General features: G+C 58.2%; 17 protein-coding genes. 7 read left to right on the top strand and 10 right to left on the bottom strand.

The window, feature by feature from the left end:
- Positions 1-16: 16 nt before the first annotated feature.
- The 6 genes from KOSB73_RS09965 to KOSB73_RS09940 all read right to left on the bottom strand — a co-directional run bounded on the left by KOSB73_RS09965 (position 17) and on the right by KOSB73_RS09940 (position 7,062).
- Positions 17-1,306: a type II toxin-antitoxin system HipA family toxin gene (locus tag KOSB73_RS09965; RefSeq protein WP_024358897.1), complete on the bottom strand. Its 1,290-nt coding sequence runs from the start codon at positions 1,304-1,306 to the stop codon at positions 17-19.
- Entirely contained in the window at positions 1,296-1,634 is a 339-nt protein-coding gene (locus tag KOSB73_RS09960) for a helix-turn-helix domain-containing protein (RefSeq protein ID WP_024358898.1), read from the bottom strand. The genes KOSB73_RS09965 and KOSB73_RS09960 overlap by 11 nt, the downstream gene beginning before the upstream one ends.
- Positions 1,635-1,783: 149 nt before the next feature.
- Positions 1,784-2,623: a BglG family transcription antiterminator LicT gene (gene licT / locus KOSB73_RS09955; RefSeq protein WP_024358899.1), complete on the bottom strand. Its 840-nt coding sequence runs from the start codon at positions 2,621-2,623 to the stop codon at positions 1,784-1,786.
- Positions 2,620-4,044, bottom strand: a complete 1,425-nt coding sequence (locus KOSB73_RS09950) for a glycoside hydrolase family 1 protein (RefSeq protein WP_098140477.1) — start codon at positions 4,042-4,044, stop codon at positions 2,620-2,622. The genes licT and KOSB73_RS09950 overlap by 4 nt, the downstream gene beginning before the upstream one ends.
- Positions 4,041-5,921, bottom strand: coding sequence for a beta-glucoside-specific PTS transporter subunit IIABC (locus KOSB73_RS09945; RefSeq protein WP_004135282.1), 1,881 nt, complete (start codon positions 5,919-5,921; stop codon positions 4,041-4,043). The genes KOSB73_RS09950 and KOSB73_RS09945 overlap by 4 nt, the downstream gene beginning before the upstream one ends.
- Before the next feature lie 211 nt (positions 5,922-6,132).
- Positions 6,133-7,062 (bottom strand): LysR substrate-binding domain-containing protein, encoded by a 930-nt coding sequence (locus tag KOSB73_RS09940; protein WP_004135280.1) that lies wholly within the window; start codon positions 7,060-7,062, stop codon positions 6,133-6,135.
- A gap of 171 nt (positions 7,063-7,233) precedes the next feature.
- Here KOSB73_RS09940 and KOSB73_RS09935 point away from each other — a divergent pair, with 171 nt between their 5' ends.
- From KOSB73_RS09935 to KOSB73_RS09905, 7 genes are read left to right on the top strand one after another with little or no spacing between them, the layout of a single operon-like run.
- Positions 7,234-8,184 carry a branched-chain amino acid ABC transporter permease gene (locus KOSB73_RS09935; protein ID WP_032742069.1) on the top strand — a complete coding sequence of 317 codons (951 nt, stop codon included), beginning with the start codon at positions 7,234-7,236 and terminating at the stop codon, positions 8,182-8,184.
- Between the two features lie 10 nt (positions 8,185-8,194).
- Positions 8,195-9,301: a branched-chain amino acid ABC transporter permease gene (locus KOSB73_RS09930; RefSeq protein WP_004135278.1), complete on the top strand. Its 1,107-nt coding sequence runs from the start codon at positions 8,195-8,197 to the stop codon at positions 9,299-9,301.
- Positions 9,298-10,065 carry an ABC transporter ATP-binding protein gene (locus KOSB73_RS09925; protein WP_004135277.1) on the top strand — a complete coding sequence of 256 codons (768 nt, stop codon included), beginning with the start codon at positions 9,298-9,300 and terminating at the stop codon, positions 10,063-10,065. Before KOSB73_RS09930 ends, KOSB73_RS09925 begins: the two co-directional genes overlap by 4 nt.
- A complete protein-coding gene (locus KOSB73_RS09920) occupies positions 10,058-10,777 on the top strand; it encodes an ABC transporter ATP-binding protein (RefSeq protein WP_024273872.1) in 720 nt (239 codons plus the stop codon). The genes KOSB73_RS09925 and KOSB73_RS09920 overlap by 8 nt, the downstream gene beginning before the upstream one ends.
- 27 nt (positions 10,778-10,804) lie before the next feature.
- Entirely contained in the window at positions 10,805-11,962 is a 1,158-nt protein-coding gene (locus KOSB73_RS09915; RefSeq protein ID WP_098140476.1) for a branched-chain amino acid ABC transporter substrate-binding protein, read from the top strand.
- Between the two features lie 17 nt (positions 11,963-11,979).
- Positions 11,980-12,462: an L-2-amino-thiazoline-4-carboxylic acid hydrolase gene (locus KOSB73_RS09910; RefSeq protein ID WP_004137832.1), complete on the top strand. Its 483-nt coding sequence runs from the start codon at positions 11,980-11,982 to the stop codon at positions 12,460-12,462.
- Entirely contained in the window at positions 12,459-13,700 is a 1,242-nt protein-coding gene (locus KOSB73_RS09905) for a Zn-dependent hydrolase (protein WP_064342310.1), read from the top strand. Before KOSB73_RS09910 ends, KOSB73_RS09905 begins: the two co-directional genes overlap by 4 nt.
- A 44-nt stretch (positions 13,701-13,744) precedes the next feature.
- On the opposite strand, the gene KOSB73_RS09900 is transcribed toward KOSB73_RS09905, so the two are convergent.
- The 4 genes from KOSB73_RS09900 to KOSB73_RS09885 all read right to left on the bottom strand — a co-directional run bounded on the left by KOSB73_RS09900 (position 13,745) and on the right by KOSB73_RS09885 (position 18,689).
- Entirely contained in the window at positions 13,745-14,767 is a 1,023-nt protein-coding gene (locus KOSB73_RS09900; RefSeq protein WP_171016429.1) for an ABC transporter permease, read from the bottom strand.
- Between the two features lie 19 nt (positions 14,768-14,786).
- Positions 14,787-16,271, bottom strand: coding sequence for a sugar ABC transporter ATP-binding protein (locus KOSB73_RS09895; RefSeq protein WP_098140475.1), 1,485 nt, complete (start codon positions 16,269-16,271; stop codon positions 14,787-14,789).
- Positions 16,272-16,295: 24 nt separating this feature from the next.
- Positions 16,296-17,219, bottom strand: a complete 924-nt coding sequence (locus KOSB73_RS09890; protein ID WP_004848507.1) for a sugar ABC transporter substrate-binding protein — start codon at positions 17,217-17,219, stop codon at positions 16,296-16,298.
- Between the two features lie 450 nt (positions 17,220-17,669).
- The gene (locus KOSB73_RS09885) at positions 17,670-18,689 is read right to left on the bottom strand and encodes a LacI family DNA-binding transcriptional regulator (RefSeq protein ID WP_064411392.1); all 1,020 of its coding nucleotides are present in this window, start codon (positions 18,687-18,689) and stop codon (positions 17,670-17,672) included.
- Positions 18,690-18,767: the final 78 nt, after the last annotated feature.

Here is an 18,767-nt window from a genome sequence, read left to right as displayed (position 1 = left end):
AGTGGCACCGGACGCGTTAAAGCCACGACTTACGTAGTCTCAAAATCTCTTCTGGCGCGCCTTCAAATATGAAAGGATTAAAAAACATCCTTCCCCAGAAGAGTTTTCTGTCCACTTCACTTAACCCCACCTCATCGCCGAGGGCTTTCCAGTTCATATGGACCGTATCGAGATAATGGGCAATAAGCTCAATGGCTTCACGTCTGCTCAGTAAAAAACGGTCGGCAGCCGACAGGCAAACCGCAAGGTTACTCATCCGATTTTCGCCTACGATCAGCATAGCCTGTGTGGCTTCATTGCCGGCTCTCCCTTGAGGACAAATGTCATATGCAGGCGTCAGGCTAAGCCTTTTACCATCCCAAAATGCCGCATGGTTTCTGGCATGATCGTCGGTATTACCACAAATAATGTTAAAAACAAGTCGCCCAAACAGCTCCCGCAGCGTCTCTTTAGGGGCACTAAAACGCTGACGTATAATGTCCGCCAAATCTTCATAGCTCGCATATCTTGCCATCATTTCATCAAGACCAAAGATAGTCAGCGCTGACACCATCAGGCGGCGTTGCCAACCGGTCTTGCTTTGGACGCGATCAAAACGCTCGATAAGCAAAACATCTTTACCAGTAGTATGGCGAAAGAGAACAGGCGCAACATTCAACCCAACGCAGCCTGCCAGGCGCATGGCGATATATTCGCCTTTAACAACATTATAGGTATCTGTTGAAGAAGAAAATTTAGCGATAAATTTACGATTCCCAAATTCGATCATCGCTTTTGGTCGTGCTCCACCGAGTGAAGTGCCGTGAAATAACGCCTGTTCAAGATCGACGGTTAACGGTATACCGTTTTCCACCATCGACGCTGCCTGCATAAGCTCTTCAAGCGATGCTCCTCGGGCCGCGCGTGGAACGTACTCCGTCGCAGAGCGCTGAAAATCAAGACCACCAATCCGATCGGAACCGGACTCAAGTAAGTAGGTCATTTCATCCAGGGTGTTGGGATCGGTATCTCTGCCTTGTGCGCCCATCAGTCGGTTCAGAATAACTCGCCGCCCCCAGGCATCAGGAGCTCCATCGCGTAACGCGCCAGCCATTTGCAAACCAGGGGCAGGTACCATTGCGCCTCTGACTAAAGGAAGCTCCGGCACATAAACCGCTATCGCCTCTTTCCGCTCCAGATAACTGCGGCCGTAGTTGAAAATAAACCGACCGTTGTCTCTGCTTAACACTCCGGCGACAACGGGTTCTGTTGCTCCAGGCAGCCAGATCCAGACATACACTTGCTCAAGGCTATTCTCAGAAGTCATCATTTATCACCTTCCTTGAGTGATGAACCGCACGCGGCATTAATGACAGCGTTTTCTCTGCATTAGCAATATGTAACGCCAGAGCAGAACTATCTGGCGTAAACAGCGGCACGCCCACTATTGTCGCCAGTTCAAATACCGCGCCAATCGCACATCCCATATCGCCTTCCTCAGCACGATAAACCAGCCCACGCGACACGCCAGCACGTTCTGCCAGCTCCTCGATAGTGAGTCTGGATTCTATGCGCGCGGTGCGGATCATCATTCCCAGCAACCGTGCTGCATCGCGACTGTAACGAGAGTAGGTTCGGGTTGACGGCTTTGCCATAATGCTTCTCTTGTCTTATTAATAGAACTTAGTTAGCGATTATAACCTGTTTATAGAACACTACAAATGAGCCAACTCAGTCATTCCAAAGAGCTCATGTCCCATAAAAAAAACAGAAATGGCTATTACGCCCCATTAATAGAACACGTTCACGCATCCAGGCCCGCGATCCGCACCAGATGTACGGTGAGCCATAACAGCTCGTTGCCGCCGAGGGTGATATCGAGCTGGGCTTTGACGTAATCGCGGATCAGCAGCGCGCAGCGGTACGCCTCCGGATACTCCTTAATCACCTGCACCAGCAGAAAACTGTCCCGCGCGCCGTCCAGCTCTCCCTCTTGTAAACGCTGGAGGAAAAACTGCATATGGACCAGAAAACGCGAGTAGTTAATCGAGTCGGTGTCTATCGGCTGTTTAAAGTGATACTGCACGAGATTAAAAATATCCTTCAGCATCTTCACCGACTGCATGGTTTGCGCCACGTCGTCGCCCTCGCTCTGGCCGTTTACCAGATGAAAGGCGATATTCCCGGCTTCCTCCTCCGGCAGTTCAATCCCGTACTGCTGGCGAATAATCGTTACCGCCTCGCTGGCGACGCGGAACTGCTGCGGATAAAAACGCCTGACTTCCGGCAGCAGGCGATTTTGAATGGCGATCCCTTTGCGGCTGCGCTCGATGGCAAAGGTCAGGTGGTCGGCGAGGGTAAAGAAAATCTGCTCGCGAACCTTGCTGGCGAGCTGCATATTGGCGCGGGAAATAATCATCGCCGCCATTTCAATGACCTCATCCGGAATAGCGGAGAGCGCCTCAAGATAGCCGCTGCGCGCGCCGAGCGCCTGGGTCACGAACAGCTTCTCAATCTTCTCCGGGGCGATCTCATCCCCGGGTCTGCTGTTGAAGCCAATGCCTTTCCCCATGACGATAACCTCCCTGCTATCGTCATCCATAGAGAGCACCAGGCTATTATTGAGCACCTTCTGAACAATCATCTCTGCGACTCGTCGTGGTTGCCGTTTTGCGCGATGACATCCTTATACCACCAGAAGCTGCGTTTGCGGATCCTTTGCAGGCTTTTCAGGTCATCCTCGCCGCGATCGACATAAATAAAACCGTAGCGCTTGGCGTATCCCTGATGGGTGCTGACCACGTCAATCGCCGCCCACGGACAGTAGCCCATCAGCTCGACGCCGTCGGCTATCGCCAGGCGCATTTGCTCAATATGCGCCTGTAAGAAGGCGATGCGATAGTCGTCATTTACCGTCCCATCAGGCGCCAGCTTATCCGGCGCGCCCATGCCGTTTTCGCTAATCAGAATCGGCAGGCCGTAGCGTTCGCACACTTTACGCAGCGTCAGGCGCAGCCCCACCGGATCGACCACCCAGCCGTAGGGGGTTTTGCCAACCCACGGGTTTTCCGCCGGACGATAAACCCCCTCTTCGCCCAGCATAATTTGCTGGTCCCCGGCGCGGGGCGCAACGTCGCCGCCGTCGCCCCGGCTGGCGGCAATGGTAGCGGTCGAGTAGTAGTTAATGGCGATAAAGTCCGGCCTCCCCTGCTGCAAAATCAGCGCATCTTCTGGCTGCATTTCCGGCGCAAGACCGCGGTCCAGTAAATACGCCCACGCTAAGGCGTTGTAGCGGCCATGTACCGCCACATCCAAAAAGCTCCAGCAGCGCAGCGTCTCCCAGTTATGCGCGGCGATGGCGTCCTCCGGTTTACAGCTTTCGGCGTACATCGACGTGGTGTTTATCGCCGGGCCGATGCGCACCCCGGGGAACTCACGGTGGCACAGGGCGAAGATCTGCGCCTGGGCCAGCATCATATGGTGATTCTGCTGGTACAACGCTTTCTTGTCCGGCAGTTCGCGATCGGCGGGCACGCCAATCGCGCCGGGATGGAGGATCATGGTGTTCTGTTCATTGATGGTCAGCCAGAGCGGAACTTTGGCGGCAAATTCGCTGAACAGGAGCCTGGCATAGCGCACGAATGCCTCCCCGGTTTTGCGGTTCAGCCAGCCGCCTTTAAGCTCCAGCGCCCACGGCAGGTCGAAGTGGTACAGCGTGACGATGGGGGTGATGCTATGGCGGGTCAGGGCGTCGATCAGGCGGTGATAAAACGCCAGCCCGGTCGGATTCACCGGGCCATCGCCGTCAGGTATCACCCACGACCAGGCCACCGAAAAACGGTAGGCCTTCAGCCCCATCTGCGCCATCAGCGCGACGTCCTCCTCCACGCGATGATAGTGGTCGCTGGCGATGCGGAAGTCCGCCGTTCCCGGCGGATGGCTGAGCATATCGACCACCGAAGGGCCTTTACCATCTTCATTCCACGCGCCCTCGACCTGATAGGCCGAGGTGGACGCGCCCCACAGAAAACCGTCCGGGAACTGCGCTTTCTTTTGATAAATCATGCCTGCGCCTCCTTAGCGGATTGCACCATCAGTTGCTCCCCGTAATCGACCTGCGCGGCGGCAGTCAGGCGCAGTGAGTGCTGCTCATCGCCGTTGACCACAATCACCGGGGTAATCAGGTCATACCCGGCCTGCTCGATGGCGGGTATATCAAAGCGGATGAGCTCCTGTCCCGCTTCCACCCTATCGCCCACCTTCAGCGTAGAGCTAAAGTGCTGGCCGTTAAGATTAACGGTGTCGATACCGATATGGATCAGCAGCTCAAGACCGCTGTCGCTCTGCAGGCCAACGGCGTGGCACGACGGCAAAAACATCATCACCGTGCCGCTAAACGGCGCGCGCAGTACCCCTTCCTCGGGACGAATCGCCAGGCCCTCGCCCAGCAGGCCGCCGGAAAAGACGTCATCGTTCACTTCGCTGAGCGCCACCACCTGGCCGCGCAGCGGGCTGAATACTTCCGTCTCCCCCTCGTTTTTCGGGCTCACCGCAGGCTGCGGCGCCTCGCCCACTTCCTCTTGTTCCTCAGGAACGTCTTTAAAAGCGATAAACCAGGTCAGGGTAAAGGTCACCACGATGGAGATCGCGCAGGTTACCAGCGCATGGACGATGTTCATCGGGTTTTCGCCGATAAACGCCGGCAGCGCCGCGAGGCCTGGCGAGACAAACGCGTAGCGCACCAGCCCGCTCACCCCGGCGTAGACCCCGGCGCAGCCGCCGCCGATCATCGCGGCAATCAGCACGCGGCGAAACTTGAGCAGCACCCCGTACAGCGCCGGTTCGGTGATCCCCAGCAGCGCGGTAAAGCCCGACGAAGAGGCCAGCTGGCGCAGGTTGCTATTTTTGGTTTTCAGCGCCACGCACAGCGTCGCCGCCCCCATCGCCACGTTGGACGCCAGCATCCCCGGTCCGTTAATCATCTCGTAACCGCTTTTACTCAGCTGTCCGGTGGCGATCGGCGTCATCGCCCAGGCGGTGCCGGTAATGATCAGGAAGGGCTGCAGGGTGCCCATCAGCATCGGGATCAACCAGCTAGCGTGGCGGTCGATAGCGCCCGCCCCCGCGGCCACCAGGTCGTTAAGCAAAATGCCCGCCGGGCCGACCACCACCAGCGCCAGCGGCGCGGTAATCAGCAGGATCAGCATCGGCTTAACAAAGAATTTAATAATCGACGGCGAGACTTTTTCGGCAAAGCGTTCCACCCACGACATCAGCCACACCGTCAGAATGATCGGCAGCACCGAACCGGCGTAATCGGAAAGCAGGACGTTGATGCCGACAAAATCGACCGCTTTACCGGCCGCCAGCATCTGGCCGATGCCCGGATGCAGCAGCACGCCCGCGAGGGTCATCGCCAGAATCGGGTTGCATTCAAACTTCAGCGATGCGCCGTAGGCCAGCAGCACCGGTAGGAAGAAGAAGGCGGCGTCGGCAATAATATTCAGCAGCTGATACGTCGAGCTGGTCTCGCTAATCACCCCGGTGAGCTTGAGAATAGCCAACAGCGCTTTAATCATCCCCGCGCCGGTAATCGCCGGGATCACCGGGGTAAAGGTGGTCGAAATAACGCTGATAATCCGTGCGACGATGCCGGCCGGCTTCGCATTTTTATCGCCGCCTGCCGGGCCTTTTTTCTCCGGCAGCGCCTTATTGAGCCGCCGGTAAACCTGCTGCACCTCGTTACCGATCACAATCTGGAACTGGCCGCCCTTCTCCACCACGCTGATCACGCCGGGGAGGGTGCCAATCTGCGCATCGTTTACCTTTGCGCGGTCGTTGAACTCCATGCGCAGCCGGGTGGCGCAATGGGTGAGCATACGGATATTCTCCGCACCGCCCACCGCGTGGAGGATTTTGTCTGCTGTTTCGTTATAGTTCATAGTGTTCCCTGGTGTTGGGGCAAAAAAAAAGACCAAAACAGAGACGCTCCCCTTGGCGGGAGAGCATTTCTATTTTGGTCTTGCCTGCTTTCGCAGTAGCACGCCATCATAAAAATGGGTTATTTCGGCGGATTATCTAAGCGCCCCTGCGTAATGACAATGGCAACCGAACAAAAATGTGAGCTGGATTAAGTAAATTCTTAACTAAATATCAACCGAGGGCCTGCTGGCGTAGCCAGCTCTGCAATAGCTTACCGTTGGGGGTCATATCACTATCCTGACGTACGCAAAGATAATAATCCCGGCCATCATCAATTGCCGCATCGAAGATTTTCACCAACTCGCCGCTCTTCAGATAGGGAGCGATCAGCGGCTCGCGCATGAGCGCGCAGCCCAGCCCGGCCTGCACGCCCGCGAGGGTCAACAGGCCATCCTCAAATAATGGCCCGGTCGAGCGCGGCGGGCGCTTCACTCCCTGCTGCACAAACCACTGATTCCAGGTCGTGCGCTCCTCGTCGTGCAGCAGCGGCATCTGCAACAGCTGTTCCGGGGTATCAATATGCCCGTGCAGGCGTAAAAAGGCCTGGCTGCATACCGGCACCATTTTGCCGGAAATCAGCTTTTCGCTTTGATAGCCCACCCAGTGACCGTTGCCAAAGCGGATCGACATATCGGAAGCGTCGCTAAGATAGTTGCGATGGTTGGCGTAGACCACGTTGATTTCGGTATGCGGATTGGCGTGCACGAATGACGGCAGGCGGGGAATAAACCAACCCATGCCAAACAGCGGGATCAGGCTGATCGTCACCTGCTGGGTTTGCACCTGCTCGACCAGATGCTCGGTGGCCTGGCGCAGCACGTTAAACGCCGCGCGGATCGAGCGATAATACTCCCGCCCCTGCTGGCTGAGGGTCAGCCGTCGCCCCTGACGTTCGGTGAGCGGGATCTGCAAATAGCCTTCCAGCACTTTGAGCTGATGGCTAACCGCCGAGGGCGATATCGCCAGCTCCTGCGCCGCCAGGGTTACGCTGCCGAGGCGCGCGATCGCCTCGAAGGCGCGCACCGCCCGCAGCGGCGGATCGTTTACCAAAGTACTCTGCGACCAGCTACCCGGCGCCTCCGATTGTTCTGTTTTTTTCATATATTGATTTTCTTAGCGCATTACGCTATCCAGCGATTTATTAAATTATATTTAAAATCATAATGATAGTTAACCACACATTTATAATAAGAAAGAATATATGCGTATTTTACAATTTAATTCATTTGTTGGATGGTAGCTATTATTTGAGCATCTTGTCGGAACAATCAGTTGGACACACTCATACAACAAATCATCAACGGGGTCATGCTCGGCAGCATCTACGCCCTGATCGCGCTCGGCTATACCATGGTGTACGGCATCCTGCGCATTATTAACTTTGCCCACGGCGACATTCTGATGGTCGGCGCGTTGACCACCCTTTCCGGGATGCACGCCCTGAACGCGCATTTCCCCACTCTGCCGCCGCTGGCGCAGCTCGGGCTGGCGCTGCTGCTGGCCATGACGGTCTGCGCCCTGCTGGCGATGGCGGTCGAACGCTTTGCCTACCGCCGCCTGCGCAACGCCCCGCGCCTGGCGCCGCTGATCTCCGGGATCGGCGTCTCGGTGCTGCTGCAAACCGTGGCGATGATCGTCTGGTCGCGCAATCCGCTGATGTTCCCGCAGATCCTGCCAATGGATCCGATCGCCGTGACCCACGGCAGCGCAGCGCATCCGCCGGCTCTCGTTACCGTCACCGGTATCGTCACCGTCGCGCTGGCCCTCACGGTGATGCTTGGCCTGTGGCTGCTGGTGGAATACACCCGCTTAGGCCGCGGTATGCGCGCGGTAGCGGAAAATCCGCGCATCGCTACGCTAATGGGCGTTAACCCAAACGCGATTATCGCCCTCACTTTCGCCATCGGCGGCGTATTCGCCGCGCTGGCTGGCGTGATGATGGCCAGCAACTACGGCAGCGCTGGTTTCTCCATGGGCTTTCTGCCCGGCATTAAAGCCTTTACCGCCGCGGTGCTCGGCGGCATCGGCAATATTCGCGGCGCGATGATCGGCGGCCTGCTGCTGGGGCTTATCGAATCCCTCGGAGCGGGCTATCTCGGCGACCTGACCCACGGCGTCTTCGGCAGCAACTACCAGGATATTTTCGCCTTTATGGTGCTGATCCTGGTGCTGGTCTTCCGCCCGGCCGGTTTGCTCGGCGAACGCGTCGCGCACCGGGCTTAGGAGAAAAATCATGACAACGCTACAACTCGATACGCCTGCCGTCTCCCGCCGCTTCTGGTCCGGGATGACCCTGTTGGTCTGCGCGCTGCTGGTGGCGCCGATGGTCGCCAGCCAGCTCGGCGGCAACTACTGGGTGCGGGTCATCGACTTCGCCCTGCTCTACGTTATGCTGGCGCTGGGGCTGAATATTGTGGTCGGCTATACCGGCCTGCTGGATATGGGCTTTATCGCCTTTTACGCCGTCGGCGCGTATTTGGCGGCGCTGCTGGCTTCTCCGCATCTGCTGGACGTCTTCCCGATTTTAAATAGTTGGTTTCCGGACGGCCTGCACACCTCCTGGCTGGTGATTATTCCGCTCGCCGCGCTGGTGGCGGCAGGCTGCGGTATCGTGCTGGGCGCGCCGACGCTGAAGCTGCGCGGCGACTATCTGGCGATTGTCACCCTCGGGTTCGGCGAAATTATCCGCATCCTGATGCGCAACCTCGACCGTCCGGTCAACATCACCAACGGCGCAAAAGGCATCTCCGGGGTCGATTCGCTGAATCTGTTCGGCCTCAAGTTTAGCGGCGTTTATCACTGGTTCGGCTTTAAAGTCCCGGCGCTGTGGCTGTGGTACTACCTTCTGATGCTGGTGATTGTGGCGATTATTTTCGTCTGCCTGCGGCTGCAGCATTCGCGCATTGGCCGCGCCTGGCACGCCATCCGCGAGGATGAAGACGTCGCCCGGGCGATGGGCATCAACCTGCGTAACTACAAACTGCTGGCTTTCGCTATCGGCGCCTCATTCGGCGGCGTGGCGGGCGCGCTGTTCGGCGCATTTCAGGGCTTCGTTTCGCCGGAATCCTTTACCCTGCAGGAGTCGATTGCGGTGCTGGCGATGGTGGTGCTGGGCGGGATGGGGCATATCCCCGGCGTGATCCTCGGCGCGGTGCTGCTGACCGCGCTGCCGGAGCTGCTGCGCAGCCAGGCGGCGCCGGTACAGCAGGCGCTGTTTGGCGAAGTGCTGATTGACCCGGAAGTGCTGCGCCAGCTGTTCTACGGCCTGGCGCTGGTGCTGGTCATGCTTCTGCGCCCGCAGGGCATCTGGCCCGCGCGACATCAAGGAGCGAAAGCATGAGCCTGTTAAGCGTATGCCATATGACGAAGCGTTTCGGCGGTCTGACGGCGGTCGACAACGTATCGCTGAGTATTAATCAGGGTGAAATCTACGGCCTGATCGGCCCCAACGGCGCGGGGAAAACCACCTGCTTTAACCTGATTACCGGCCTCTACCCGGCGGACAGCGGCGAGTTCGCTATCGGTGGCGAAGCCTATTTTCCGAGCAATATTGAGAAAGTGACCGCCGCGGGCATCGCCCGCACCTTCCAGAACGTGCGGCTGTTTAACAACATGTCGGTACTGGAGAACGTTATGGTGGGCCGCCACGTCCGCACCCGCAACGGCCTGTGGGCCGCGATCTCCCGTCATAAACGCGCCCGCGCCGAGGAGACGCAAACCCGCGAGCTGGCCTGGCACCTGCTGGACTATACCGGCATCTCGCAGTTCGCCCACTATCGCGCCTGCGACCTCGCCTACGGTCACCAGCGGCGGCTGGAGATTGCCCGCGCGCTGGCCACCGAACCGCGCCTGCTGGCGCTGGATGAACCGGCGGCCGGAATGAACGCCGCCGAGAAGATGGCCCTTGGCGAACTGCTGCTGCGCATTCGTGACGACGGCAAAACGCTGCTGATGATTGAGCATGACGTCAAGCTGGTAATGGGGATCTGCGATCGCCTGATGGTGCTGGATTACGGCAAAACGTTAACCAGCGGCACGCCGGATACCGTACGCCGCGATCCGGCGGTAATCGCCGCCTGGCTGGGAGGCAATATCCATGTCTGATTTATTAACCGTCAACCAGCTTAGCGTCCACTACGGCGGCATCCAGGCGGTGCGCGACGTCTCATTCAGCGTTAAAGAGGGCGAGCAGACCACGCTTATCGGCGCCAACGGCGCGGGCAAAAGCTCCACCGTGCGCGCCATTACCGGGCTGGAACCCTTTAGCGGTGAAATTTTGTTTAACGGCAAGCCGATCCGCAAACGTCGGGCCGAATCCCTGCTGCGCGAAGGACTGGTGATGGTGCCGGAAGGACGCGGCATCTTTGCCCGCATGACGGTGCTGGAAAACCTGCAAATGGGCGCCTGGCTACGACGCGACGCGGCGGCGGTAAAGCAGGAGATGGGCGCCATCTTCGCTAATTTCCCGCGCCTCGCCGAACGCCAGCATCAGTTGGCGGGGCTGCTCTCCGGCGGTGAACAGCAGCTGCTGGCGCTCAACCGCGCCCTGCTCAGCCAGCCGCGCCTGCTGATCCTCGACGAACCGTCGATGGGCCTGGCGCCGCTGATGGTCGAGAACATTTTTCGCGTTATCGCCACCCTGCGCCAGCGCGGCGTCGCGCTGCTGCTGATCGAGCAGAACGCGCGCCTGGCGCTGGAGGCCACCGACAGCGCCTGGGTGATGGACAGCGGCAGCATCGTCGAGCGCGGTCCATCGCAGACGCTGCTGGCCGACGATCGTATTGCACAGATCTATTTGGGCGAAATGCCCGTTTAACACACCAACCAGCATCAGGGAAAAACAATGAAAACCGTAAAAATCAGCGCGCTCAGCGCCGCTATCCTGCTCAGTGGTTTTGCCTCATCCGCCGCGTGGTCCGCAGCCAGCGAAACCGTGATTATCGGCCTGGCTGGCCCGCTCACCGGCCCTTCCGCGCGTATCGGCAAGGATCTGGAAAACGGCGCGCAGCTGGCGATTGACGATATCAACAAGCAGCACCCGACCATCGGCGGCAAGGCGGTAACCTTCAAGCTGCAGTCGGAAGACGATCAGTCCGACCCACGCACCGCCGTTGCCGTCGCCCAGCGTCTGGTGGACAGCGGCGTCGCGGGCGTCGTCGGCCACTGGAATACCGGCACCAGCATTCCCGCTGCGCGGGTTTACCACGATGCGGGCATCGCCCAGGTCGCGCCGGTCGCCACCGGGCACGCCTACACCAAACAGGGCTTCGACACCAGTTTCCGCGTGATGGGCCACGACGATGACGGCGGCCAGTTTGCCGGACAGTACGCGGTACAAACCCTGAAGGCCAAACGCATCGCGGTCATCGATGACCGTACCGCCTTCGGCCAGGGGCTGGCGGATGAGTTTATTAAGTCGCTGGAAGCACAGGGAATCAATATCGTCGATCGCCAGTACGTCGATGACAAAACCGTCGACTTCAGCGCCGTGCTGACCGCGATCCGCAGCAAAAACGCCGACCTGATTTTCTTTGGCGGCGTCGATAGTCAGGCCGCCCCGCTGGCGCGCCGCATCAAACAGCTGGGCATTAACGCTACCCTGATGGGCGCAGGTGGCTTCGTTAGCCAGACCTTCCTCCAGCTGGCGCAGAAAGAGGGCGACGGCGTGGTGGCGCTGGAGCCGGGACTGCCGGTCGAGCGGATGCCGGGCGGTAAAGCCTTCGAGCAGGCCTACCAGTCGCGCTATCACACCCATATCGAACTGCACGCGCCGTTCGCCTATGACGCTACCCGCGTGCTGGTCGCGGCGATGGAAAAAGCCGACTCCGTCGATCCCGCCGACTATCTGCCCGCCCTGCGCGCCATTAACTACGCCGGCGTGACCGGACAAATCGCCTTTGATAAAGAGGGCAACCTGAAATCGCCAACCTTTACCGTTTATAAAGTCGTCGAGGGCAAATGGCAGCCGCAAACCGTACTCGGCGGCGCAACAACGCAGTAACGCAGTGAGGCAATGTGATGAGTGATCATAATGAGCTGGGCATTCTCGCCCGCCGCAAAATTGAAGCAGAAATAATCAAGCCGATTTACGACATCCTGGTACGCGAGATAGGTAAGGCTCGCGCCCAGGCGGTCATCGGCGAAGCGATTGAAAACGCCGCCATTGAGGCGGGAAAAGCGTTTGCCCGCCAGGAGCCTGACGGCGCGGATATTCGCAGCTTTGTCGCGCTGCAGTATCTGTGGGAGAAAGATAATGCCCTGGAGGTCACGGTGCTGGACGCCGACGACCAGCAGTATAACTACAACGTAAACCGCTGCCGCTACGCCGAGATGTATCACGAAATGGGCCTCGGCGAGATTGGCCACCTGCTCTCTTGCGCCCGCGACGATAAATTTATCGTCGGCTACGCCCCGGACGTGGAGCTGACCCGCACCACCACCATCATGGAGGGCGGTAAGTGCTGTGACTTCCGCTATCGCGTGCAAAAGGACAAGTCATGATAACCGTCAACGGCGCACGTCTGTGGTCGACGCTCAACGAGATGGCGCTGCTCGGCGCCACGCCGGCAGGCGGCGTGACCCGGCTGGCGCTCAGCGAAGAGGATCGTCAGGCGCGCGACCTGCTGCGCCAGTGGGCGCGGGAAGCCGGCTTTCCCTGCGAAGTCGACAGCATGGGCAATATGTTTATTCGCCGCGCCGGTAAAAATTCGCAGTTAGCCCCGGTGCTGACCGGTTCCCACGTCGACTCCCAGCCGCTCGGCGGCCGCTATGACGGCATTTACGGCGTCCTCGCCGGGCTGGAGGCGCTGCGCACGCTGAACGATCGCGGCATTGAGACCGAACGCGATATCGTGCTGGTGAACTGGACCAACGAAGAGGGTGCGCGCTTTGCCCCGGCGATGCTGGCATCCGGCGTGTGGGCCGGGCAGTTTAGCGAAGATTTCGCCCTCGCCCGTATAGACCGCGACGGCATCAGCGTTAGCGCGGCGCTGGAGGCTATCGGCTATCGCGGGGAATGTCCGGCCGCCGCCTTCCCGCTCCACGCCTGCTACGAAGTGCATATCGAACAGGGGCCGATTCTGGAAGAAGAAGGCGTTGATATCGGCCTCGTTCACGCGGCAATGGGCCAGCGCTGGTTCAACGTCACCCTGGAGGGCTTTTCCGCCCACGCAGGCACCACGCCGATGGGCAGCCGCCGCGACGCGCTGACCGCTTTCGCCGAGTTGGCGCTGGCGGTGGAGCATATCGGTATCGCCCATAATCCCGACGGGCGCGCGACTATTGGGATGGCGCAGGTGATACCGGGCTCGCGCAACGTGGTGCCGGGACGCGTGGCGTGCAGCGTCGAGTTTCGTCATCCGCAATCCCCGGCGCTGGAAGCCATGGAACGGGAACTGCATCGCGCTGCTGAAGCGCTGGCGGCGCGCGGCGTGACGGCAAACGTCGAGCGTATTTTTGATTACGCGCCCATTACCTTTGATGCCGGATGCCTGGCGCGCAGCCAGCGGGCGGCGGAAACGTTGGGCTACAGCGCGCGAACCATAGTTTCCGGCGCCGGGCATGATACCTGCTATATCAGCAAGGTCGCGCCCGCCAGCATGATTTTCATTCCCTGCGAGAAGGGCATTAGCCATAACGAAGCGGAGAACATTCTGCCGGAATGGGCGGAGAAAGGGGCGAACGTGCTGCTCAACAGTTTACGTCTTGCCGCGGATGAGTCCGCTTGCGGCGCGGCATAAACGCGACATGGCCCACGGCAGTACAGGCCGTGGGCTATTGCCGATTAATGCTTTTTGCGGTTGCGGCGCATATCGATAGTCACCGCCGCGACGATAATGATGCCTTTGATAATATCCTGCACGTAGGCGTCGACGCCGACAAAGGTAAAACCGCTTTTAATCAGGCCGAGGATCATCGCGCCGATTAAGGTCCCGGTGATGCGCCCCACCCCGCCCATCAGGCTGCTGCCGCCGATAACCGCCGCGGCGATAGCATCCAGCTCGTAGGACATGCCCATGCTCGACTGCCCGCTGCTGACGCGCGCCGCCAGCACCACGCCCGCGAGGCCGGAGAGCGCCCCGGCGATGGCATAGACGATCACCAGGTATTTATTCACGTTGATACCGGAGACCTTGGCCGACGTCATGTTACCGCCGATAGCGTAAACGTATTTACCGTAGCGAGTATGCTTCAGGGCAATATGGAACACCGCGGCGACGACGAAGAAAATAATCACCGGCATCGCCCCCTGGCCGATGGCGGTAAAGCTGTCGGATAAGAAGCTGATGGGGTTGCCCTGAGTGTAATACTGCGCCAGACCGCGCGCCGACACCATCATCCCAAGCGTCGCGATAAACGGCGGGATGCCGGTGCGGGTCACCAGAAAGCCGTTGGTTAAGCCGCACAGCAGGCCGACGCCGATACCGGCGCCAATCGGGATAATCGCCGGCATATTGACCAGCGACGGGAACATCGGCGACAGGCTATCGGAGGTTTGCGCAAGGCTTGCCGCCACCACGGCGGCGAGAGCGATCACCGACCCGGAGGAGAGATCAATGCCGGTGGTAATAATGACCTGGGTGACCCCGACCGCGATAATACCGATAATCGCTACCTGTAAAACAATTAATATCAGGCGATTGGTGTTTAATAAAAAGGACTGGTCGCGGACGTACCAGCCGGCAATTTCAAAAGTCAGGGCAATCACCAGCATGACGATAAATATCCCGGTATCTTTCGGCAGCCGGTGGCGTAATTGCCCAAAGAAAGAGGGTTTCTCAGTGACCGGGGTTGCCGTTATTTTCATATTGCTCATTCTCTGTGCCTCAGTGGGATGCCAACGACAAAATGGTTTCCTGGTCGGCGTCCTCTTTATCGAGGATGCCGGTAATACGCCCTTCATGCATAACCATCACCCGATCGCTCATCCCGAGAATCTCAGGTAATTCTGAAGAGACCATAATCACCGCCACGCCGCGGTTGGCCAGCTCGCTGATCAGATGGTAAATTTCCGCTTTTGCCCCGACGTCGATTCCGCGCGTCGGCTCATCGAGGATCAGTATTTTCGGCTGCGCCAGCAGCCAGCGGGCAATCAGTACCTTCTGCTGATTACCGCCGCTGAGGTTATTAATAATCTGATCCATGGTGGGGGTTTTAATATTCAGGCGGCGGATCTGCTCCATGCAGTCTTCGGCCATTTTGAGGTGCTGAACAAAGCCGGTTTTACCGATATATTCCGGCATTTTGACGATGCTCATATTCTCCAGCACCGACAGCACGAGAAACAGCCCGGACTTTTTCCGGTCTTCCGTCAGCAACGCCATCCCTTTCTCAATCGCCGTCGAAGGCGAATCAATATTGACCGGCATCCCATCAATCAGCACTTCGCCGCCATCGGCTTTCTCCATGCCGAACAGGCTCTCCATCACTTCGCTGCGCCCGGCTCCCACCAGCCCCGCCACGCCGAGGATTTCGCCGCGGCGGACGCTAAAGTTGATATCGTGAAACGCCCCCTTGCGCGATAGATTGCGGACGGTCAGCACCTCTTCGCCAATAGCGTTATTGAACTTGGGAAAGAGCTGGGTGAGCTCCCGGCCGACCATCTGGGTAATCAGCGACTGGCGGGTAAACTCGGTGGTCTGTTTACTGCCGACCCAGGTGCCGTCGCGAAATACGCTGATCTCATCGGTAATCGCGAAAATCTCATCCATTTTATGGCTGATATAGATAATGGCTTTTCCCTGCTGGCGTAAATCGCGAATAATGGTAAACAGATGCGCCACTTCGCTCTCGGTTAACGCCGAGGTCGGCTCATCCATAATTACAATATCCGCGTTCCACGAAACCGCTTTGGCAATTTCCACCATCTGCTGGGAGGCGATACTTAACTCCCCCACCAGCCGGTCGGCGGATAATCGGATATTCAATTTATCCAGCAGATCCTGCGTCTGACGGGCAAGCTGGCGATGATCGACAAAACCATATTTCATCGGCTCGCGGCCGAGCCAGATATTTTCCGCCACCGTCATGTGCGGCACCAGGTTCAGCTCCTGGTGGATCATCGAGATCCCGGAGCGCAGCGCGTCCATCGTATCCTGAAACTGGACCGGCTCCCCTTTAACGCGGATCGCGCCCTTATCGGGACGGTAGATCCCGATAAGGCATTTCATCAGCGTGGATTTTCCGGCGCCGTTTTCGCCCATCAGCGCGTGCACCGTCCCCGGGCGCACGCGTAATGAGACGTTGTCGAGCGCCTTCACGCCGGGGAAGAATTTGCTGATCCCTTCGGCTTCAAGTGCAAAAGCGTTCATACTTCACCTCCGTACCCTGAGCGACTATTTCTGGTTGCGATTGACGAACTCAGCCATGTTGTCTTTGGTGATCAACTGGTAAGGGACGTCAATGATCTTTTCCACTTTCTCGCCGTTGGCCAGCTTAATGGCGGCATCCACCGCGCCTTCGCCCTGCCCTTTGGCATCCTGGAAAATCGTGGCGATCATTTTGCCGTTTTTGAGCATTTGCAGGGCATCGGGCGTCCCGTCCACGCCGGCAATCAGGATATGGTTCGGGTTTTTACCCAGCGCCTGCAGCGCGCCGATCGCCATTTCATCGTTGTTGGAGGCGATGGCCTGAATGTCTTCGCCGCTGGTCATCCAGTTGCTGACCACGTCAACGGCGTCGTTACGGGTAAATTTAGCGGTCTGCTTCTGCACGATTTTGATATCCGGGTACTTGGCCACCACCTCTTCGACGCCTTTGGTGCGGTCACGGGTCGATTCATTCGCCAGGTCGCCGAGCAGAATGGCGACGTTACCTTTGCCGTTCATCGCTTTGGCTAACGCTTCCATCTGTAAGCGCCCCGCCAGCACCGAGTCGGAGCCGACGTAGGCCATTTTGTCGGTCAGCTGCGCCTGCGGGCGGCGGTTAACAAAGATCAGCGGAATGCCCGCTTTGGTCGCCTGGTCCATAATCGGTTTGACCGCGTTGGTATCCACCGGGTTGACGATAATCGCGTCGACGCCCTGGCCAATAAAGTTCTGTACCTGCTGTAGCTGCTGGGAGACGTCGCCTTTGGCATCTTCCACCTGCGCCTTAACGCCGTCTTTTTGCATCTCTTTTTGCATGGCGGTGCGCAGAATCGTCAGGAAGTTGTCATCGAAAAGCGCCATCGAAACACCGACCGAAATATCTTTCGCCATCACGACCGCTGGCAGCATGCAGGCTATCAAAGAGGCAACAACCGTTTTCTTGATGTTCATAGTTGATCCTTTATTTTCAGGTGCATCGGTTAGGTAAGGTAAAATGAAAAAATAGTTTCATTAATCGTGCGCTAAGCGCCTGCTTTTTCAGCTTTTCGAAAAAACGGCCTGCGCGCTGGCGCCTTTTTCACGGGTGATCGAAATCACAAAATTCAGTTGTTTTAAAATGGTTTTTTGAAACATCAGTCCATTTGTCGCGAAAGAAAAATTACAGACCATTTATTTCATTAACAACACATATGAAACTTTTATAAGTAAATAACTGAAATGAAAATTTTAAAACTACACGTTAACAGAACTTTGACACACATCTAACATTGACGCATAAACGCGCAAAAAATGAGAGGCAGCCGACGGTTTGCCGCGCGGCGCGCCGATAGCGGCAGCGGTATGAAACGGGGTATCAGATACGGGGTTAAAAGGGGATATTGTCCCGCGGACCGCGAGCGTTCAGTCGACGTTTTCAGCGCTGTAAAGGATAAATTCGACCTTGCCGTCGCTAAAGAGATGCGGCTGATAGCCGGTTTCCAGGTGACGCAGAGCCAGCTCCACCGCCAGGCGGGCATGCTGATGGGCATGCTGATCGATCGTCAACGCCATTCCGCCCTGCGCCAGCTGTTCACGGGTGGTTCGGTAACGTTCATGGGTGATCCAACAGCACTCGCCGTAGCGGCGGTGGCGAGCCAGCGCCTGCGCCACCTGCGTGTTGCCCAGCCCGGTATTGTAGATGCCCACCACGTCGCAGTTGCGGCGCAGGGCCTCTTCCAGCAGGCGGTCGATCCGCTGCCGGTTGTCCTCCCCCGCCAGCACCTCGCCGAGCTGCAGATGCGGAAAGCGCTGGGTTATCACCTCACGGAATCCCTGAATACGCAAACGATGGGCGCTGAAGTCCTGGCGTCCGCTGAGCATCAGCACTTCTCCAGGCCGATGCGCCATTAATCCCATCATCCTGCCCGCGGTGCGGCCAGCCTGCTGCTGATCGATGCCGACGTGGCAGAGCCTCTGCGCGCCGGGCAGATCGGTAACCAGCGTAATCACCGGCACGTTCGCCTCGCGGCACTGGCGCAAAGCCTCGTAGACCAGCGGATGTTCGTTGCCAAAGACAATCAGCGCATGGCGCTTTTTGCTGCTGCGGATAATGCTTTTCGCCAGCTTTTCCGGCGCGGACTCCGCCACCAGCGTACGGTGCAGCGTCAGTCGGCGATAGCCAAGGCTATCCGCCACGTCGGCGAAATCCTGCGTCAGGCGGGTGAAAAAGCGCGAATCGTTACCGCTGAGAAACACTTCTATTTGCCACGGGAGACGGCGCTCTTCCGGCAGAATGCGCTTCAGCCCGGCTTCCCGCGCGGCCTGCAGCACCTTACGCGTGGTTTCCGGCGACACGCCGCCGCGTTCGTTAAGCACCCGATCAACGGTTGCTACGCCCACGCCAATCCGTTTAGCCAGCGCCTCCAGCGACATGCTTTTCATCGTTTCCCCCATGATGGAAATCCATCAAAACGCCTGTGTCGGTCAGTGTAGCAAACGGATTACTTTGGCAACGCTGAA

The sequence above is a fragment of the Klebsiella grimontii genome, from assembly GCF_900200035.1.
In the GTDB taxonomy this organism is placed as follows: domain Bacteria; phylum Pseudomonadota; class Gammaproteobacteria; order Enterobacterales; family Enterobacteriaceae; genus Klebsiella; species Klebsiella grimontii.
The sequence above is the reverse complement of the archived record's forward strand: the minus strand, read 5'-3'. Positions and strand labels throughout refer to the sequence as shown.

What these genes read in the sequence shown, in the direction of transcription:
- KOSB73_RS09890 (WP_004848507.1), bottom strand. Translation starts at nt 17,219, where the DNA reads ATGAACATCAAGAAAACGGTTGTTGCCTCTTTGATAGCCTGCATGCTG.
- KOSB73_RS09910 (WP_004137832.1), top strand. Translation starts at nt 11,980, where the DNA reads ATGAGTGATCATAATGAGCTGGGCATTCTCGCCCGCCGCAAAATTGAA.
- KOSB73_RS09895 (WP_098140475.1), bottom strand. Translation starts at nt 16,271, where the DNA reads ATGAACGCTTTTGCACTTGAAGCCGAAGGGATCAGCAAATTCTTCCCC.
- KOSB73_RS09925 (WP_004135277.1), top strand. Translation starts at nt 9,298, where the DNA reads ATGAGCCTGTTAAGCGTATGCCATATGACGAAGCGTTTCGGCGGTCTG.
- licT (WP_024358899.1), bottom strand. Translation starts at nt 2,623, where the DNA reads ATGATTGTTCAGAAGGTGCTCAATAATAGCCTGGTGCTCTCTATGGAT.
- KOSB73_RS09905 (WP_064342310.1), top strand. Translation starts at nt 12,459, where the DNA reads ATGATAACCGTCAACGGCGCACGTCTGTGGTCGACGCTCAACGAGATG.
- KOSB73_RS09920 (WP_024273872.1), top strand. Translation starts at nt 10,058, where the DNA reads ATGTCTGATTTATTAACCGTCAACCAGCTTAGCGTCCACTACGGCGGC.
- KOSB73_RS09945 (WP_004135282.1), bottom strand. Translation starts at nt 5,921, where the DNA reads ATGAACTATAACGAAACAGCAGACAAAATCCTCCACGCGGTGGGCGGT.
- KOSB73_RS09915 (WP_098140476.1), top strand. Translation starts at nt 10,805, where the DNA reads ATGAAAACCGTAAAAATCAGCGCGCTCAGCGCCGCTATCCTGCTCAGT.
- KOSB73_RS09940 (WP_004135280.1), bottom strand. Translation starts at nt 7,062, where the DNA reads ATGAAAAAAACAGAACAATCGGAGGCGCCGGGTAGCTGGTCGCAGAGT.
- KOSB73_RS09900 (WP_171016429.1), bottom strand. Translation starts at nt 14,767, where the DNA reads ATGAAAATAACGGCAACCCCGGTCACTGAGAAACCCTCTTTCTTTGGG.
- KOSB73_RS09885 (WP_064411392.1), bottom strand. Translation starts at nt 18,689, where the DNA reads ATGAAAAGCATGTCGCTGGAGGCGCTGGCTAAACGGATTGGCGTGGGC.
- KOSB73_RS09960 (WP_024358898.1), bottom strand. Translation starts at nt 1,634, where the DNA reads ATGGCAAAGCCGTCAACCCGAACCTACTCTCGTTACAGTCGCGATGCA.
- KOSB73_RS09950 (WP_098140477.1), bottom strand. Translation starts at nt 4,044, where the DNA reads ATGATTTATCAAAAGAAAGCGCAGTTCCCGGACGGTTTTCTGTGGGGC.
- KOSB73_RS09930 (WP_004135278.1), top strand. Translation starts at nt 8,195, where the DNA reads ATGACAACGCTACAACTCGATACGCCTGCCGTCTCCCGCCGCTTCTGG.
- KOSB73_RS09965 (WP_024358897.1), bottom strand. Translation starts at nt 1,306, where the DNA reads ATGACTTCTGAGAATAGCCTTGAGCAAGTGTATGTCTGGATCTGGCTG.